This is a genomic window from Lichenicoccus sp., assembly GCF_965276875.1.
In the GTDB taxonomy this organism is placed as follows: domain Bacteria; phylum Pseudomonadota; class Alphaproteobacteria; order Acetobacterales; family Acetobacteraceae; genus Lichenicoccus.
On sequence record NZ_OZ255701.1, the window covers coordinates 3,384,075 to 3,401,798 of the forward strand.

A 17,724-nucleotide genomic window follows, 5' to 3' on the forward strand; every position below is an offset into this window, starting at 1 on the left:
CACCCACCAGTGGATAGCCGCGGAAGGCTAAGGCCTGATCAGTATGGCTTGGTGCTTGTGCCAAGAAGTTGTCCGATTGGGATGACGCCAAGGAATCCGAACTCGAAGCCATTCCGGGCACGATATTTCTGCGCCGCGTCATAATAGCTGTCCGGATTGATGAAGGCTTCGGCGAACGGCCTGAACTGGAGCCAGGGCAAGACGTGAATGTTGGCGATGAGCTCGAATCCGTAACCGTCACGTGGCTGGCGTGGACCGGGTCCTGCGAAGATGTTCCGGAGTCTGGTTTCGAAGTTCGCTTCGAGTGCGCTCATCCGCTGGTAATGCACCTGAGCGCCGAGTGCGTCAAACGGACGCCCCGGGATCAGGCCGGTGAAGTTGACGCCGGCAAGCGTGTCGAAGTCGAACGGCACCGGCTTGTCGACGGCCGCGTCGAGCTGGCCGTAGATGGCGATATTCGGCGGAGGACCCTGGCGCCCACGGGCGCCGCGCCAAATGACCTTCTCGCCCTGCATGAAGATGACGCCACCGCCGTGATAGTCGGTGGCTGCATTGCGCCCGTTGTAATAGATGGGGGCGCCCTCGACGTTCGACGGGCCGTGCCGGGTGTTCCATTCGAGGCCCAGCTCGGCGTTCGCCGGATAGGCGGCATTCGTGAACTCGCTGCGATACTCGAGCGAGGCGAACGTCTGCACCCCCGAGGCACGAACTTCGCCGAGATCTTGCGGGTTATATTCGTCACGATAGAAGTTGTCGCCGAAGGCGCCGCCCTGGACGGCCCAAAGCGGCGTGAAGCGGTAGCTCACCAGGCCGCCCCACGTGGGAAAGCGGGGCGAGGCGAGGTCCCCGTTCACTTCAAGCACGCTCGAAAAATAGGTCGCCGGGTCCAGGGAGTTCGGGAGCGCGAAGTAGCGGAAGGGATTGGTCCGACCAACCTCTATCGAGAGCTTGTCATTAAGTAGTTTTTGATCATACGTGAAAATAGACACCGCGAATGGCGTTGTCGAGGGCGCCGGCGTCGTCTGGACCCCGGTCAGGAACCCGCCGGTCTCGGTGGCGATCGTGGGGATGTTCGAGCGGAGCCCGAAGAACGTCACGTCGACGTGCACGGCCGCCCCATGTATTCCGAGGATACGCTGGAGATCGAAATCGGCGGCCGGCGACAACACACCGAGATTATAGTCGTTGCCAGGAACGATGCCGGCGGTCGGGTTCCCAAGGAACCGGTCGAACGCGATTCCGTGCAGGTCGATACCGTCGTCGAGGAGGCTCACACCGAACTCCGGGAACAAGCCGCTGGTCGGCACGGCAACGGAGTTCGGCTGCGAGAGGCCATGGAGAAACACAGATCCGGACGTGTTGTTCGCCGGATTTCTACTGATTCCGGAGACGCTGTCGGAAGTCCCGCTGCCCGCGCCGGGAGAGATGGCGGTCCCGTTCGGCTGCGCCGGAATCGTTGCCTGGGCCAACGACGCCGTGGGTGTGATCGCCAGTTGGCTCAGGCCATCCGACGGCGGATCGGCCGCTCGAACGGCAATGGAAGAAACGGTCGCGAGAAGTCCGGCGATGACTAGAGCGGTTGTTGTTGAACGCATCCTTGTTGGTCCCCAAAACGGACAATGTCCGCAAATTTTGCTATGAGATACCGTTGCGATACCGGACGAGAATCTTTATTGGCGGCGACAACATCCGAGGCCAGTGCATGGCTAGCCCTCGCGCTTCCTCATGTTCCGCTCCGATTGCCCGGGCCTGTTCGCGCGACAAGCCAGTTCGGACGCGTCACAGGGCAGCGTTCGTGGTGGAGGGCACCCTCACGCCCCAGGATACCGTAAGAAAATCAAACTCATATTGAGTCTCCCAGGCGGTCATCTGCTCGATCCGCCAGTGTTTCGGTCGTTGCGGAAGATCGTCGTGCCATGGCCGTGGTTCGAAGCTATCGAGATCCGGGATGAAAACATCCATCTCCGAGTAGAACTCGATAAGCAGATTGTCCGGCCCATGATGATAAGTTGCGAGATTGTGGCCGGCATGGTGCCGCGAGGGCCCCCACAAGATCGGTCGTTTCTCCGCGGCGAGACGATCCATCGCCTGCACGTGATGCTCGAGTCCGCGCAATTCGAAGGCGATGTGGTGAAGGCCGGTCACCGGTGCCTGTACTACGTTCAGAACGTGGTGGTCGCGGTTACAGGTCAGGAACGTGACGGGGTCGCCGATCCAGTCGGTCTTTCTGAATTTCAACATGTTGGTGAGAAACGAGAGAAGTTCGTCGGCTCTCTGGGCGAGCAGAGCGACGTGGCCGAGGCGGAGCGGGACGATGCCAGAGGCGGAGAAGCCCGGTGCCGGCTGATCGATTGCGGCAAAGAGATGAATCGTGTGTCCACCGACGTCAGGTATTTCGAGCAAGGCGGGGACGCCCGGCCGCGAGTCTGTGCGAAGGTGGTTTGCAACCCCCGAGTCCTTGAGCCGCTTGGCAAGATCCGCCAGGGGGACGTCGCGACAGAGCTGAAGCCCGATCGCGTTCAGCCCCGGATTGGGTTCGGCACATAATGAAACATTGTGATGGTCGAGGCCGAGGCTGAGGTAAGTTTCCCTGCCGGTTTTTGCCACGATGCTCGCACCGAGTACGTCGGTGTAGTAATCTTCGGCTTTCTCTAGCGACGCGGTCGCCAGATCGACGTACACTAACCTGAATACATCCGGCACGACTTCTCCCCCGTTTTTGTGTTTTTTGGATGACCCATCATATCGCGTCCTCGGACCGCGGCAGTTTGTTCATGTCAGCGGACCGCGACCGCCAGGGCCGCTCTGCCATGCAGGGCGACGATCGCGAGCGCCCCAAGCACCGGTGCGATGGCGAATACCAGGAACATCTGACCGCTGGCCCATCCCGCCGCCACGACGGTCGCCGCGAACAAAGGCGCCAAGACCTGCCCGAACCGACCCGCGCCCATCGCCCAGCCAATCCCCGAGGAGCGGATTTCGGTCGGGTAGGTGAGTGCTGCGAGCGCGATCGAGCCCGACGCGCCCGCCCCCACGAAAAGCCCGACCAAAAAGAGCGCGGCGGCCATCATCGGCAGGGAGACGGAAGCATAGCCCAGCGCACCCAAAGAGAGGGCACCCAGAAGGAAGCTCGGAAGCAGGACCGCCAGCGCGCCGAATTTCTCGATCAGGCGTCCAACGCTTCCCATCCCGATCAGCGCGCCGACACCGTGTATGCCCAGCACAACAGCGGCTTGCGACAGAGGAAAGCCCCGATCGCGGAGCAGTACAGGCGTCCACAGCACCGCGATGCCGAGGCTGCCGAAGCCCGTGAAGAAGGGTATCCAGAGCAGCAGCGTCGTCGCCGCGCGACCCTCGGTGAACAGGTGTGCCATCGGCACACGATCAGTCCGTTCCTGGTTGGCAACGTCGCGTCGGCTCGCCGGGATGCCAGGGCGGATGCGGGCAACAACCGCATCGATCCGTGCTGGATCGGCGCCGGTCGCGACCATGTAGCGAAGCGATTCCGGCAGCCAGAGCAACAGCACCAGCGCCACCGCGATCGGCAGCAAACCGCCGATCAGGAAGATCGACTGCCAGCCGAAATGCACCAGGATAGCGGCGTTCAGGAAGCCGCCAGCGGTGCCGCCGAGCGGGAAGGCCGCCCAGATCAAACTCGTCACCATCGCGCGGCTCCGCAACGGCGCGTATTCCGACGCGAGCGCGATGAAGCAAGGTGTAGCGCCTCCCAATCCCAGGCCGGCCACGGAGCGCACGAGCAGAAGTGAGCCATACGATTGCACATAGGCCGTCGCCACCGTGCAGATGCCGAACAGGGCGGTCGCAAAGGTCAGCACGCGTTTACGACCGAATGCATCGCCGAGCGGCCCGAAGGTGAGCGCGCCGATCATCGCGCCCAGCAATGCCGCGGAAAAGATCGGGCCGAGTGCCGCGCGGGTGAGGCGCAGGTTATCGACAATGATAGGCGCGGCCACCGCGATTGACTGGGTGTCCAGACCATCAAGGAAGGCGATCGAGGCGCAGAGGACGATCGCGGTCACTTGAAAGGTTGTGATCGGTCCATCGTCTATGATGCGCGTGACGTATACGGCGGGCGATGCGTTCGACGACACCTGTCGGTGCTCCCTGCTGTTGTTGTCGAGACAACTGCCTCGGATGACTCGCCCAGCAGCTAGCCAACTCTTTCTTCCGCTACGCCGATTTCGTCGATGATGGGGTTTTGCAGCACACCCAGTCCGTCCATTTCCACTTCGCAGATGTCGCCAGCCTTCATGAACAAGGGCGGCTCTCGTGCGGCACCGACACCGGCCGGCGTACCGGTCACGATGAGGTCGCCAGGCACCAGCGTGAACGCTTCACTCAGCAACGCGATGAGCGTGGCGACGTCGAACAGCAGATCGCTCGTGGAGGCGTCCTGCACCGTCTCGCCGTTCAGGCGCGTTCGAAGTCGCAGCCCGGCGCATCCCGGCGGAAGGTCGGCTGCGGTGACAAGATAGGGCCCGAAAGCCCCGGTTCCATCGAAGTTCTTTCCGACCGTCCATTGCGACGTGCGCAACTGATAGTCCCGGACTGAGGCGTCGTTGAACAACGTGTAGCCGACGACATGATCGAGCGCGTCGGTTCGTGCGATATGGCGCCCCTTGCGCCCGATGACCGCGACGAATTCACCCTCGTAGTCCAGCTTGCTGGACAGGCGAGGACGAATGATCGGGGCGCGATGACCGATCAGGCTGCATGTGAAGCGTCCGAACACGGTGGGGTAGTCGGCTGTGGCCGCTCGGCTTTCCGTGGCGTGATCGGCATAGTTGAGGCCGATGCAGATAATTTTTCCAGACCGGCGGAGTGGCGGCAGCAACTCGGCGCCTTCCAGGTCGACGGGAGCGTGCGTCAGGAGGAGTCGGGCGACTGCGTCGAGGGCTGTGCCCGTCGTGACGAGACGATCCAGATCACCCGGATAGTCGGCGTGGTCATCAAGGAGGCCATGGAACCGCTCGCCATCTGATGAAGCGGCGATGCCGACATGTCCATCCCGCGAAAACATCGCCAACCGCATCGATCGCTCCCAATGACATTTCGTTTTCTTTCTCCAAAACGTGACAGAAGAGTATGCACGAGTCAACCGACAATGCATTATTTAGCTAGGTGTCGATGAGTGAGGCGGTAGGGCTCATGTCCCAGCCGGCTTGGTAAGGTTGTTCAAGTTAGCGTGAACGCTCTGTATGGAGTTGGCGCGGGCTATCAAAATATAGATTACGGTGAGAAGTGCATTCTTGATCTAAGCGCCAGGAAAGGGCTATGATTACATATGGTTAGATCTGACGATGGCGCCAACGTGACCGAGGACGCGCTGGCGCGCATCCATGCCGACCTGCTGAGCGGCAAATTGCGCCCAGGCGATCGTATCAAGATCGGAGATCTTTGCAGGTCGCTTGGCTACAATCTGAGCGCCGTGCGTGAAGCCCTCTCGCGGCTGACATCCGAAGGCATGGTCAGCTATGAGCCGCATCGCGGCTACCGCGCGACACCGGTCTCGCTCGATGAGTTGCGCGATCTGACGGAAACGCGGATCGACATCGAGGCCAGTTGTCTGCGCAGCGCGCTATCCGCCGGCGATCTGGCCTGGGAAACGGCAATCGTCGCGGCGCTGCATGTCCTGCTCGGCACGGCCAAACCGACCGCGACCATGAATCCGGCAGAGCAGGGCTCCTGGTTTGCCGCGCACAGAATCTTTCACGAAAAGCTGGTTGCTGCCTGTAACAGTCCTTTGCGGCTGCGTATCCGCAGTCAGCTCTATACGCTCAGCGAGCGGTATCGCCGCTTGTCGGCCCGTCCGTCCGAAGCGGTCCGCGACTACGACCGGGAACATCGAGAGCTTGCCGAGGCCGCGTTGGCCCGTGATGCGGATCGGGCCGTAGCAATGATGTCGGCCCATCTGGAACTGACCACCAGGTATCTGGTCGAGGCGATGTCCGTCCCTTCGTCGGCGTCTCCGCGGGCCGCATCGGCGGAATAATCTGAGGGCGACCGGATGAGCTCCGGGCGCCGGTTAGAGCGCGCGCCGCCTTCGAGTGCGACGAAAATGGACGGCAACTCAAGGTGATCAACAAGATTGTCGGTACGGTCGCGGAGGCACTCCGCGACATTCGGGACGGCTCCGTCGTCATGGTCGGCGGCTTCGGATCCGTGGGGCAGCCGGACGCCCTGATCGAGGGGCTTGTCGAGCAGGGTGCACGCGACCTGCCGGTCGTTGCCAACAATACCGGCGCCGGTCGATCCGAATTGGGGATGCTGTTGGCTGCGGGGCGGGTGAGGCGGATGCTATGCTCCTGTCCTCGTGCATCCGGCTCGACAGTCATTCCGCTAGGCACTCTCGCGGAGCGGATTTGCGCCGCTGGCGTGGGCATCGGCGCCTTCTATACTCCTACCGGCTAAGGCACCCGGTTGGCGATCGGCAAGGAGGTGCGGGAAATCGGCGGCTGGTTTCACCTGCTCAAGCAGGCTCTGCGCGGGGACGTGGCGCTGGTGGAAGCCCGGCGAGCGATCGATGGGGAACTGCGTGTATCGCAAGAGCGGCCGCAACTTACGCCTCTAATCGGTGCAGAACGCCGCCGATCAGGCGGTAATCGCCGCGAAATGCATCGCCGGCAACCCTGTCCCTTACGATTCGATATACTGGTTCTGGTCAAACCAGTACGATCTGCCGCTGCAAACCATCGGCCTGTCTACCGGTCATGATGCCCTCGCCGTGCGGGGTGATTTCGAGACAAGCAGCTTTTCGGTGGTCTACCTACGTGAGGGACGCGTGATCGCACTCGACTGCGTGAACGCCGTACGTGACTACGTTGCGGGTAAGCTGAAATCGGCGCCGTGCTGACGACCTACTCCCGGCATAGCACGGAATCGTTCAGGAAATCCGCAAGCCGCCCCGAGCTGAAGTCGCGCTTAAGGGCGGCCTCGTCGTACTCGTCGCGCACCCAGGCGAGGAAGGGCAGGCGGCCTTCGGCGTCGCGCTGGTAGCGCAGGAAGAAGGCGTCGAGGATGCCGGTGCGGCTACGGTTGAAATGGCCGAAGCGCCAGGAGAGCTGGCGTAGCGCCTCGGTCGCCGTGCCGCCCTCGAACAGGATCACCAGGCCTGCCGCCAGGCCGGCGCGGTCGGCGCCGGACTTGCAATGCATCAGCATTGGGTAGGTGATCTCGCGGGTCAGCGCCTCGAAGCGAAGGATACGCGTGCGGTGCGGCGCACCGCGGCTTTCGAACGCCATGTCGATGTGGTCGAGCCCAAGTTCGCGGGCCGCTTCGCGTGACAGCGCATCCGAGCCGCAGGCGCGATGGCCGCGCAGATTGACGAGCGTGTGTATGCGGTGGCGCGATGCGAGGTCGGACAGGCGCGCGGGAGTGGGATGGTTGCACCGGTAGACGCGGCCGGGGATCACCGGCGCGAAATTCGACCAGACTGTGCGGAAGATGCCGTGATCGACCCAGAGACTGTCCCGCCAGGCAGACCGGCGTTGCGCCTTGTCGACCAGATCGCCCTGGAACATGCGCCCAGCGTCAGCCTTTCCGAGCCAACTGCAACTGCTTGATCTTACCAATCGCCTCGGCCGGGTTGAGGCCCTTCGGGCAGGATTTGGTGCAGTTCATGATGGTGCGGCAGCCATAGAGTTTGAGCGGGTCTTCCAGCGCGTCGAGGCGCTCGCCGGTATATTCATCGCGCGAGTCCGCGATCCAGCGATAGGCGGCGAGCAACGTGGCCGGACCGAGATATTTATCGCCGTTCCACCAGTAGGACGGGCAGGAGGTCGTGCAGCAGAAGCACAGGATGCACTCCCACATGCCGTCCAGCTCGGCGCGCTCCTCGATGCTCTGCCGGCGCTCGCCGTCCGGTGGGGCGGCGGTGTCGGATTTCAGCCAGGGCTCGATCGAGCGCAACTGCGCATAGGCGGCGGTGAGATCCGGCACCAGGTCCTTGATCACCGGCATGTGCGGCAGCGGGTAGATGCGAACGTTGCGGCGCATGTCCGCGATCGGCTTGAGGCAGGCCAGCGTGTTGCTGCCGTCGATGTTCATCGAGCACGAGCCGCAGATGCCTTCGCGGCACGAGCGGCGGAAGGCCAGGGTCGGGTCGATCTCGTTCTTGATGTGGATCAGCGCGTCGAGCACCATTGGGCCGATCCGGTCGAGATCGACAGCATAGGTATCGATGACGGGATTGCTGTCGTCATCCGGGCTCCAGCGATAAACCTTGAATTCCTTGACCCGGGTGGCGCCGGCCGGCGCTTCGAAGCGACGTCCCTGACCGACCTTGCTGTTCTTCGGCAGTGTGAATTCAACCATGCCGGGGTCCTCTCAGTAGACGCGCTTCTTGGGTGGAAAGACGGAGACCTCGTTGGTCAGCGTCTGCATGCGCACCGGGCGGTAGGACATCGTCACCGTGCCGTCGGTGTCGAGATGCGATACAGAGTGTTTCATCCATTCCGCGTCGTCGCGTTCGGGGTAGTCGTCATGTGCGTGCGCACCGCGGCTTTCCTGGCGTGCCTCGCCGCTGGCCATGGTGACGGTGCCGTTGGCAATCAGGTTCTCGAACTCGAGTGCCTCGACCAGGTCGCTGTTCCAGATCAACGAGCGGTCGGTGACCGACACGTCGGCGAGACCAGTCCAGAGATTGCGGATTTTGCCGACGCCGTCCTGGAGGCTGCCGGCGGTGCGGAACACCGCGGCATGCGCCTGCATGGTGCGTTGCAGTTCGTCGCGCATGGCAGCAACACGGGTGCCGCCGTTCGCGTGGCGCAGCTTGTCGAAGCGGTCCAGCGTGGCTTCGCCGGAGCGTGCCGGCAACGGGGCGATGGCGCTGCCGGGTTTGACGATGTCGGCGGCGCGCAGGGCGGCGGCGCGTCCGAACACCACCAGGTCGAGCAGCGAGTTGGTGCCGAGCCGGTTCGCGCCATGCACCGACACGCAGGCGGCCTCGCCGACCGCCATCAGCCCGGGCACGATCCGGTCGGGGTCGGCGGGCGTCGGGCGCAGCACCTCGCCGTGATAGTTCGTGGGGATGCCGCCCATGTTGTAATGTACGGTTGGCAGCACCGGCACCGGCTCCTTGGTCACGTCGATGCCGGCGAACACGCGGGCGGTCTCGCTGATGCCGGGCAGGCGCTGGTGCAGCAGCTCGGCGCCGAGATGCTCGAGATGCATCATGATGTGGTCCTTGTTCGGACCGCAGCCGCGTCCCTCGTTGATCTCGATGGTCATTGACCGCGACACCACGTCGCGCGAGGCGAGGTCCTTGGCGGAGGGGGCATAACGCTCCATGAAGCGCTCTCCCTCGTTGTTGGTCAGGTACGCCCCCTCGCCACGACAGCCTTCGGTGAGCAGGCAGCCGGCCGGGAAGATTCCCGTGGGGTGGAACTGCACGAACTCCATGTCCTGTGTCGGCAGGCCGGCGCGCATCGCCATGCCGCCGCCGTCGCCGGTGCAGGTATGCGCCGAGGTGCAGGAGAGATAGGCGCGGCCGTAGCCGCCGGTGGCGAGCACGACCATGTTGGCGCGGAAACGGTGCATTACGCCGTCCTCGAGCGACCAGGCCATGACGCCGCGGCAGGCGCCGTCCTCGTCCATCAGCAGGTCGAGGGCGAAATACTCGACGAAGAACTCGGCGTCGTGCTTGAGGCTCTGCTGGTAGAGCGTGTGCAGGATGGCGTGGCCGGTTCGGTCGGCGGCGGCGCAGGCGCGCGGCACCGGGGTCTTGCCGTAATCGCTCATATGGCCGCCGAAGGGGCGCTGGTAGATGCGTCCGTCCTCGGTGCGCGAGAACGGCACGCCGAAATGCTCAAGCTCGTGGATCGCCGGCACCGCCTCCCGGCACATGTACTCGATGGCGTCCTGGTCGCCGAGCCAGTCCGAGCCCTTGACGGTGTCGTACATGTGCCAGCGCCAGTTATCCTCGGCCATGTTGCCGAGCGAGGCGCCGATGCCGCCTTGGGCCGCGACGGTGTGGCTGCGTGTGGGGAACACCTTGGTAATGCAGGCGGTTTTCAGCCCGCTGGCGACCATGCCCAGGGTGGCGCGCAATCCGGACCCACCGGCGCCGACCACCACCACGTCATAGGCATGGTCGACGACATTGTAGGCGCGCGACGAGGGCAGCGTAATCGCGTTCATCGTGAGGTAACCCCTGGTGTCAGAAGGCCATCTTGAGAATTGCGACGATCGCGAACAGTCCCAGGATCACCGCCGCCCCCTTGTTGAGGAGGGTGACTGCGAGATGGCCAGCCTTGACGTAGTCGTCAATGACCACTTGGAGGCCAAGCTGCATATGGTGGAAGGTCATGATCACCAGGGCGAGCAGCAGCACCGTGTTGACCGGGCGGCCGGCCCAGGCGACGACCGCGGGCTGGCTGGCGCCGATCAGGGTCAGCACCGCCGCCACGAACCAGATCGTCAGCGGGATCAGCGCGATCGCGGTCAGCCGCTCGACCCACCAATGCTCGACCCCGCTCTTCGAGGAGCCGAGACCGCGCACCCGGCCGAGTTGCGAGCGCATGGTGGCCAGGCGGAGATTGTCGTCGCTCACCGGATCAGCCCCACAGACTCAGGCCGATGGCCCAGACCAGCACGGTCATCACGACCGTGCCGATGACCGCGGCCCAGCCGCTGCGGTAGGTCGCGGCCAAGCTGAACCCGCGCCCGGCATCCCAGGCGAGATGGCGTAGGCCGCCGAAAAAATGGTACATCAGCGCCAAGGTCCAGCCGAACAGCACGATCAGCCCGAACGGGTTGGCGATCACCGCCTGCACCACGGCGAACGGCTTCGGTCCGCTGGCGGCGGCGACAAGCCACCAGACCAGCAACAGGGTGCCGAACGAGATGGCGATACCGGACATGCGGTTCGCGATCGACAGCACCGAGGTCAGTTGCGGACGGTAGACCTGCAGGTGAGGAGACATCGGGCGACGGGTCAGCGTGCCGTCGCTTCGTTGCGCCACGAACAGCGCGTCGCGGACATCTTTCATGACGTGCAGGCGCATCCCTTAATTCGGACCCGAAACGTCCGGTTGCCTTGATATCTTAGATTTACCTACGCTGGTGTGCCCAGGTGGTCAATGAACGGTCGGTCATCTTTTTGCCATGCAGCATTTCGTCGAGGCGTTTTCGTTACGAGCAAGCGGGCTGGATGAAGCCGGAGCAGTGCGGCCTGACGATGTCTCTCGGGGGCGAGAGCATACCGATGACCATCCAGGCCGAAATCGGGCACATGTCCCTCGACGAGGTTGTCGCCTCCGGCCGGTTCGACCTCCCTGACGTGCCGGGCATGGTCCGGATCCCGGTCATGGTCCATGTCACCATCTCGCACGCATTGCTGCACCCGCCGGCACCACTTTAAGGGAGCGCCTTGGAGCCCAGCACGTCATCGCCTGCGCCCGTCGCCCGGCCGCGTCGGCGCTTCGGCAGCTCTCCGCGCGCCATCGCCGCGCAACGCGTCATGCAGCGGATTGTTGATGCGGATAAATGAACCCGGGCCGCGGGGATGCTGAGGTTGCTGCTTCTTCTCATAAGGCAGATGGCTGCCTTGATAGGCCTGATCGCGCTTGCCGGTGTCGCCTTACTGGTCTTGATCGTCGTTGTGAGCTCTTATCCCGACTGCGAAGTTTTGCGCATCACGCAACTAGCGTCTCCCGACCGAAACTGGAGCGCCTTGGCACAAGAGGTCCATGCTGCGCCGCCGTGACGCGGTCTCTCAGCGGCCCAGCAGGTCCAGCGCGATCAGGGCTTCGGCGATCTGCACTGCGTTCAGTGCGGCGCCCTTGCGCAGGTTGTCGGAGACGCACCAGAAGGCGAGGCCGTTTGGCACCGTCGGATCGATGCGCAGCCGGCTGACATAGACCGCATCCTCGCCGACACATTCGAGCGGCGTCACGTAGCCGCCATCCTCGCGGTGGTCATGCAGCACGACACCCGGCGTGCGTCGCAGCACGTCGCGCGCGGCCTCGAGGTCGACCGGCTCCTCGAACTCGACCACCACCGCCTCGGAATGGCCGACGAACACCGGCACGCGCACGCAGGTGGCGATCACCGCGATGTTCGGATCGAGGATTTTTCGGGTCTCGACCGACATCTTCCACTCCTCGCGGGTGGCGCCGTCATCCATGAAGCTGTCGATATGCGGGATCACGTTGAAGGCGATCTGCTTGGTGAATTGCTGCGGCGTGATCGGATCGCCGACGAAGCTGCCCTTTGACTGGCTGAACAGCTCGTCCATGCCTTCCTTGCCGGCGCCCGCGACCGCCTGGTAGGTGGCGACGACCACGCGGCGGGCGGTGAACAGGTCGTGCAGCGGCGCCAGCGCCATCACCAGTTGGATCGTCGAGCAGTTCGGGTTGGCGATGATCCGGCGCTTGAGGCGCTTGAGCGCGTCCGCGTTGATCTCGGGCACCACCAGGGGGACGTCCGGATCCATCCGGAACTGGCTGGTGTTGTCGATCACCATGCAGCCGGCGGCCGCCGCGCGCGGCGCATGCACCGCCGAGACCGCCGCCCCCGGGGAGAACAGGCCGATGTCCCATCCGTGAAAATCGAAGGTTTCCAGGTTCTTGACCGTCAGCACCCGCTTCTCGCCGAACGACACCTCCTGGCCGGTTGAACGGGGCGAGGCGAGGGCGGCGATGTCGTCTGTGGGAAATTCGCGCTCCGCCAACGTCTTGATGATTTCGCGTCCCACCGCGCCGGTGGCGCCCACGACTGCAACCCGGTAGCCCATGCTGGCGTCCTGACCTGAAAGCGCGAGGCCTAGCAAGTGGCGTGCGGAGAGGGCAAGAGTTGGCCACTCCGTCTCCACCCGCACAAAGATAAAGGGCAGCTTCCATGGACAAGGTCGGCGAAGTCTCCTCCGCGGCGCAAAGCAGCCAGAAACTCACCCCCGCGGCGGCGCATCCGGCGCCCCCCTGCACGCTGGTCATCTTCGGGGCGCACGGGGACCTCACCAAGCGGCTGTTGATGCCAGCACTCTACAACCTGGCCGGCAGCGCATTGCTCGACGGGAACTTCAACATCATCGGCGTCGATCGCGTCGACAGCGATGACGAGGCCTGGCGCAAGTCGCTCGCCGAGACCATGCAGGACTTCACCAAGGACCCGGACGCCGAGTTCTACACCCCAAAGATCGACGAGAAAACCTGGGGCTGGGTCAACCAGAGGCTGCACTACTTCAAGGCCGACTTCACCGATGCGTCGCAGCTCGAAGGTCTCAAGCCGCATGTCGGGGCGACCGGCAACGCGGTCTTCTACCTGGCGGTGGCGGCGCGCTTCTTCGGCACGGTGGTCGACAGTCTCGGCAAGGTCGGGCTGACAACGCAGGAGGACGGGAAGTTCCGCCGCGTAGTGGTCGAGAAGCCCTTCGGCGCGGATCTGCAGAGCTCCAAGGCGCTCAACGCGCAAATCCTCAAGGTCGTCGATGAGAGCCAAGTGTACCGGATCGACCATTTCCTCGGCAAGGAGACCGTCCAGAACATCCTCGCCATGCGCTTTGGCAATGCCATCTTCGAGCCGCTCTGGCGCCGCGAGAACATCGATCATGTGCAGATCACCGCCGCCGAGACCGTCGGTGTCGAGACCCGCGGCGCCTTCTACGAGCCAACCGGGGCGCTGCGCGACATGATCCCGAACCATTTGTTCCAGCTGCTCTCGATGGTGGCGATGGAGCCGCCGAACTCGTTCAGCGCCGAGACCGTGCGCACCGCCAAGGAGCAGCTGTTCGAGGCGGTCCGTCCGGTGCAGCCGCAGGACGCCGTTCGTGGGCAATACACCGCGGGCAAGGTCGAGGGCCGCGACGTCGTTGCCTATCGCGACGCGCCCGGCGTGGCCCACGACAGCAACACCGAGACCTACGTCGCCTTGAAGCTGTCGATCGAGAACTGGCGCTGGGCCGGCGTGCCGTTCTACATGCGCACCGGCAAGTCCATGACCGGACGGCTGACCGAGATCGTCGTGCATTTTCGCCACGCCCCATTCGGCATGTTTCGCGACACCCCGGTGGACAGGCTGGCGCCGAATACGCTGACCCTGAACATCCAGCCGGCACAGGGCCTGACCCTTGGTATTACCGCCAAGATCCCAGGGCCGAAGATGGAGCTGTCGCCCGTCGAGATGAAATTCCGTTACGAGGACGCCTTCAAGCTGACTCCGAACGTTGGTTACGAGACGCTGCTCTATGACTGCCTGATCGGCGATGCGACCCTGTTCCAGCGCGCCGACAATATCGATGCAGCGTGGAATGTCGTCGATCCAGTGCTCAAGGCGTGGGCGGCAGACAGCGCTGGTCCGGAGCTTTATGAGGCGGGAAGTGCCGGGCCAAAGGGTGCGGAGGAACTCCTCGGCCGCGACGGTCGCGCCTGGGAGGCACTGAGCGGCAAATAGCCGATCTCCGATCAGGTGCTGTCACCTGATCGGAGAAAGTTTGAGTGCGAGTGCTATCAGATCACGCTGCTGCCGGTGTTGGTGACGCCGGGCAGCTCGATCTTGGTGCCGTCCGACAGGCTGAGCGTGGTCATGCCGCCGACGGTGCTGGAGTGTATCCCCGACGGCGCATAGCCGTAGAGCGCGATATGATCGGTCTTGGTGTTGAACCCGTTCAGGACCGCGGTCCCGCCGGCGCTGCCGTTGATCACCTCGTAGGTCGTGGGTCCACCGGCTTCGTAGACGGTGTTTCTGCCGTGGCCGAGTACGACCTCCATCCAGCCGGTGCCGCCGGTGATGGTGGAGTTGCCGGTGCCGGTGAAAATCAGGCTGGCGCCTGTGCCTACGCCGATGCTGGAGCTGGTGGTGGAGGCGACGACGAGCATGTTGCCGCCGCGCCCAGCGACGATGAGCTGCCCGGAACCACCGATGATCGAATCCGCTCCGGCGCTGCTGCCGCCAACAGCGAGCACGCCGCTGCCGCCGAACACGGCATCGCCCTTCTGCGCGGTCACGTTCAGCCCACCGGCGCCCCCGACGATGGTGTCACCGCCGGCGTCGCCTCCGAACAGGCGCGTGTTGCCGCCACCGGTGAAGATTACGGCAGCTGCCGTGCTGCCGCCGACGATGGTGGTGTTGCCGCTGCCGCCGAGGATGGACTCACGCCCATGGGCCGCAATCAGCACGTCGTTGCCGCTGGCGGAGCCGAAGATCTGGTCGCCCGCATGTCCCCCGGTCAGGGTCGTGTTGGCGCCGGCCGCACCCTGTGAGATGAGCACGTTCGCACCACCGCTGCCGCCGGTATAGCTGCCGCCGCCGGCGCCGCCGAACACGGTAATAGTGCCATAGTTGCCATCCGCGACGCTCGGCGCCGCGCCGCCGGTGAAGACAACCTGCCCGGCGGCGCCGGTGACTGTCACCGCGCCGGCCAGCGCGCTGATGGTGTCGTCGCCGTATCCAGCCTGTATCGTGGTGCCGGCAGCGGCCGAGTAGGTCTGCGAACCTGCCGGCAAGGTCATGCTGGTCGATGGCGTGCCGGGTGCCGGCGCTGCCGGAAGGCTGGCAATCGGCGCGCTGTAGCTCATGTCGGTGATGTGCAGTTGCACGGTGGGTGTCGTTACGTAGGCGGTCTCGCCCTCGACCTCGGCACCCATGACTTCATTGCTGCCGCCATCGGCATAGTCGAGCGGCACGTTGGCGGTGTTCTGATAGACCTCCTTGCCGTCGATATAGAAGGTAAGGCTGCCGCGTTCCCAGTCCATTGCGTAGGTATGGATCTGGGTCACATTCACGGGCAACGTCTCGTAGGTCTGGCCGTTGTCGTTCACCCAGCCGCCGGTCGTTGTGTAATAGTGCAGAGTCGAGTAGCCGTGATTTGTACCCTTGCCGTCCCAGCTTTCGAGGATGTCGATCTCGGTCGCGGCGTTCGGTGTCGAGGGGTCGAGGTTGGCGTTATCGGCCCGCCACATCAGGAAGCAGATGCCGGCGCCCTGACCAGCATTGGTGTAGCCGGTGTACTGATAGAGGCCGTAGCCTTCACCTGCGCTCTTGCCGCTATCGAGCTGCAGGAAGCCGACCGGGTTCCAGTTCTCGGAGGCCATCCCGGTCAGGGTCAGGGCGCCGTTGCCGAAGCTGAACTGATCGGCGTTGCCATACTGAATCGACCAGATCGAGTGATTCAGGGCCGTGTCGTTTCCAAAATCATCATTGAAGACTGTACGGAAATTGCTCAGGTTCAGGCTCACGAGATACTGCTCCATTCTTGAAACGGCGCCGCACATATCGGTAAAGCAATAAATGCATTAGCTGCCGTTTGGCGCGCGGGTTTCGTTCGTTACGTCACATGCTCTTTTATAAGGCGCGCAAGCGTTATAATAAATGCCTGATTTGACTAAATCGATGTAATTTCATGGCTGCAATATTCGCAGAGAAGCAAAAACCCCATAAAGACGACTCATAGAAGGGGTCATCTCAAAAATAAGACTGTGGTGGGCGTGGCTTATACACAAGTTCTTAACCATCTTTGCTTATGGCTTGTGGTCGCAGCAGGCGTCGCGGAACTCTTTATCGATGTCGCGCGTCTCTGTAGGCGTATGGCAATCAGCGGGTGAGGTGCGCATGCTCGACTTTATCCGCGCGGCGCCCGGAGACGGCTCCAGACTGAGGATCGGTGTGATTGCCGCGGAATTGCCGCCTGAACATGGCGGCATGCAGGAGCATGCGCTTGGCCTGATCTCCTGCCTGGCAGCCGATCACACAGTGCTTGTCTACACGTCCGCAGGTGCCCGCGGGAGCAGCGTGCCGGCGGATGTTGCTGTGCACCCGGTACTCTCCTGGCATGCATCGCACGACATTGCGTTGCTCGAGCAGGCGCGTGTGGATGCCTGGATTACGCTCAATGCCGGTGCGGCCCCCTACAGCGCGCGGCTCTCGGCTCCGGTCTTTGCCTATGTGCATGGCAACGACTTCACCCTGCCGTGGCTGCCGCATCCGGACCGGGCGGTCCGTCTGGCCGGAACGTTCATCGGACCGTCGGTCGTCCAGGCTTGGCGGCGGCGACGGATCGGGGCAGGACTGCGTGCAGCGCGCGGCGTGTTCGCCAACAGCGATTTTTCCCGCGACCTTTGCGCACGCATGTATGGAATTGCGCCATCGCGGATCAGGGTCGTACCGCCGGGGATGCGCTCGGAGTTCTTTCGCAGCGAAGACTGTCCGCCGGCAAGAAAGCTTCGCCTGGTCTCGGTGTCCCGGCTTGCCGCACATGCACCACGCAAGAACATCGATGGCGTGATCGAGGCGGTCGCTCTGCTCAGACACGAGATCGACATCAGCTACACGATCATCGGCGACGGCGACGATCTGGCCCGGCTGCGCAAACTCGCCATCCAGCTTGGCGTGGCGCAGGACGTGCACTTCCTCGGCGCTGTCGACACGTCGGGAGTGATCGACGCGTTCTGCCACAGCGACGTGTTCATCATGGCGGTAAAGCCAAGTGGCGTCGATGTCGAGGGCTTCGGGATGGTGTTCGCGGAAGCCGCGGCGACCGGGCTGCCGTCCATCGGCGCCAGGATCGGCGGGATCCCCGAAGTGATCGAGGATGGCGTCACCGGGTTGCTGCTCGACGACGTGTCCGCCGCCGGCATCGCAGAAGGCCTGCGCGCGTTTTATCGCCGGCGGCAGGATTTCGATCGCGATCGTATCAGAATCAAAGCGCAACGGTTTTCCGCATTCAACTGCACCGCGATGATCGCGGAAACGATTGCTTCCGCGATCTGA

At 63.6% G+C, this 17,724-nt stretch carries 17 protein-coding genes; 6 read left to right on the top strand and 11 right to left on the bottom strand.

What is annotated here, in order from left to right:
• Positions 1-38: 38 nt before the first annotated feature.
• From ACQY4K_RS16350 to ACQY4K_RS16365, 4 genes are all read right to left on the bottom strand, one after another.
• The gene (locus ACQY4K_RS16350) at positions 39-1,595 is read right to left on the bottom strand and encodes a carbohydrate porin (RefSeq protein ID WP_428391253.1); all 1,557 of its coding nucleotides are present in this window, start codon (positions 1,593-1,595) and stop codon (positions 39-41) included.
• A 184-nt stretch (positions 1,596-1,779) separates the two neighbouring features.
• Positions 1,780-2,703 carry a VOC family protein gene (locus ACQY4K_RS16355; RefSeq protein WP_428391254.1) on the bottom strand — a complete coding sequence of 308 codons (924 nt, stop codon included), beginning with the start codon at positions 2,701-2,703 and terminating at the stop codon, positions 1,780-1,782.
• 74 nt (positions 2,704-2,777) lie between these two features.
• Positions 2,778-4,040, bottom strand: a complete 1,263-nt coding sequence (locus ACQY4K_RS16360; protein ID WP_428391255.1) for an MFS transporter — start codon at positions 4,038-4,040, stop codon at positions 2,778-2,780.
• 131 nt (positions 4,041-4,171) lie between these two features.
• Entirely contained in the window at positions 4,172-5,053 is an 882-nt protein-coding gene (locus ACQY4K_RS16365) for a fumarylacetoacetate hydrolase family protein (RefSeq protein WP_428391256.1), read from the bottom strand.
• 279 nt (positions 5,054-5,332) lie between these two features.
• Here ACQY4K_RS16365 and ACQY4K_RS16370 point away from each other — a divergent pair, with 279 nt between their 5' ends.
• From ACQY4K_RS16370 to ACQY4K_RS16380, 3 genes are all read left to right on the top strand, one after another.
• Complete coding sequence (locus ACQY4K_RS16370) at positions 5,333-6,013, top strand: GntR family transcriptional regulator (RefSeq protein WP_428391257.1); 681 nt, start codon at positions 5,333-5,335, stop codon at positions 6,011-6,013.
• Between the two features lie 83 nt (positions 6,014-6,096).
• Positions 6,097-6,432: a CoA-transferase gene (locus ACQY4K_RS16375; RefSeq protein ID WP_428391258.1), complete on the top strand. Its 336-nt coding sequence runs from the start codon at positions 6,097-6,099 to the stop codon at positions 6,430-6,432.
• A 163-nt stretch (positions 6,433-6,595) separates the two neighbouring features.
• Positions 6,596-6,874: an oxidoreductase C-terminal domain-containing protein gene (locus ACQY4K_RS16380; protein WP_428391260.1), complete on the top strand. Its 279-nt coding sequence runs from the start codon at positions 6,596-6,598 to the stop codon at positions 6,872-6,874.
• A gap of 4 nt (positions 6,875-6,878) precedes the next feature.
• Here the strand turns inward: ACQY4K_RS16380 and ACQY4K_RS16385 are convergent, their stop codons facing one another.
• From ACQY4K_RS16385 to sdhC, 5 genes are read right to left on the bottom strand one after another with little or no spacing between them, the layout of a single operon-like run.
• Complete coding sequence (locus ACQY4K_RS16385; RefSeq protein WP_428391261.1) at positions 6,879-7,541, bottom strand: protein tyrosine phosphatase; 663 nt, start codon at positions 7,539-7,541, stop codon at positions 6,879-6,881.
• A 10-nt stretch (positions 7,542-7,551) separates the two neighbouring features.
• Entirely contained in the window at positions 7,552-8,334 is a 783-nt protein-coding gene (locus ACQY4K_RS16390; protein WP_428391262.1) for a succinate dehydrogenase iron-sulfur subunit, read from the bottom strand.
• A 12-nt stretch (positions 8,335-8,346) separates the two neighbouring features.
• Positions 8,347-10,158 (bottom strand): succinate dehydrogenase flavoprotein subunit, encoded by a 1,812-nt coding sequence (gene sdhA, locus ACQY4K_RS16395; protein ID WP_428391263.1) that lies wholly within the window; start codon positions 10,156-10,158, stop codon positions 8,347-8,349.
• A 19-nt stretch (positions 10,159-10,177) separates the two neighbouring features.
• Positions 10,178-10,540, bottom strand: a complete 363-nt coding sequence (sdhD, locus tag ACQY4K_RS16400; protein WP_428396172.1) for a succinate dehydrogenase, hydrophobic membrane anchor protein — start codon at positions 10,538-10,540, stop codon at positions 10,178-10,180.
• Between the two features lie 34 nt (positions 10,541-10,574).
• Complete coding sequence (sdhC, locus tag ACQY4K_RS16405) at positions 10,575-11,009, bottom strand: succinate dehydrogenase, cytochrome b556 subunit (protein ID WP_428391265.1); 435 nt, start codon at positions 11,007-11,009, stop codon at positions 10,575-10,577.
• A gap of 161 nt (positions 11,010-11,170) precedes the next feature.
• Between sdhC and ACQY4K_RS16410 the strand changes: the two genes are divergently transcribed.
• Positions 11,171-11,380 carry a hypothetical protein gene (locus ACQY4K_RS16410; protein WP_428391266.1) on the top strand — a complete coding sequence of 70 codons (210 nt, stop codon included), beginning with the start codon at positions 11,171-11,173 and terminating at the stop codon, positions 11,378-11,380.
• A gap of 354 nt (positions 11,381-11,734) precedes the next feature.
• On the opposite strand, the gene ACQY4K_RS16415 is transcribed toward ACQY4K_RS16410, so the two are convergent.
• The gene (locus tag ACQY4K_RS16415; RefSeq protein WP_428391267.1) at positions 11,735-12,754 is read right to left on the bottom strand and encodes an aspartate-semialdehyde dehydrogenase; all 1,020 of its coding nucleotides are present in this window, start codon (positions 12,752-12,754) and stop codon (positions 11,735-11,737) included.
• Positions 12,755-12,858: 104 nt separating this feature from the next.
• On the opposite strand from ACQY4K_RS16415, the gene zwf reads away from it, so the two are divergent.
• Entirely contained in the window at positions 12,859-14,409 is a 1,551-nt protein-coding gene (gene zwf / locus ACQY4K_RS16420; protein WP_428391268.1) for a glucose-6-phosphate dehydrogenase, read from the top strand.
• A gap of 56 nt (positions 14,410-14,465) precedes the next feature.
• On the opposite strand, the gene ACQY4K_RS16425 is transcribed toward zwf, so the two are convergent.
• Positions 14,466-16,193, bottom strand: a complete 1,728-nt coding sequence (locus tag ACQY4K_RS16425) for a family 16 glycosylhydrolase (RefSeq protein WP_428391270.1) — start codon at positions 16,191-16,193, stop codon at positions 14,466-14,468.
• A 373-nt stretch (positions 16,194-16,566) separates the two neighbouring features.
• Here ACQY4K_RS16425 and ACQY4K_RS16430 point away from each other — a divergent pair, with 373 nt between their 5' ends.
• The gene (locus tag ACQY4K_RS16430; protein ID WP_428391271.1) at positions 16,567-17,724 is read left to right on the top strand and encodes a glycosyltransferase family 4 protein; all 1,158 of its coding nucleotides are present in this window, start codon (positions 16,567-16,569) and stop codon (positions 17,722-17,724) included.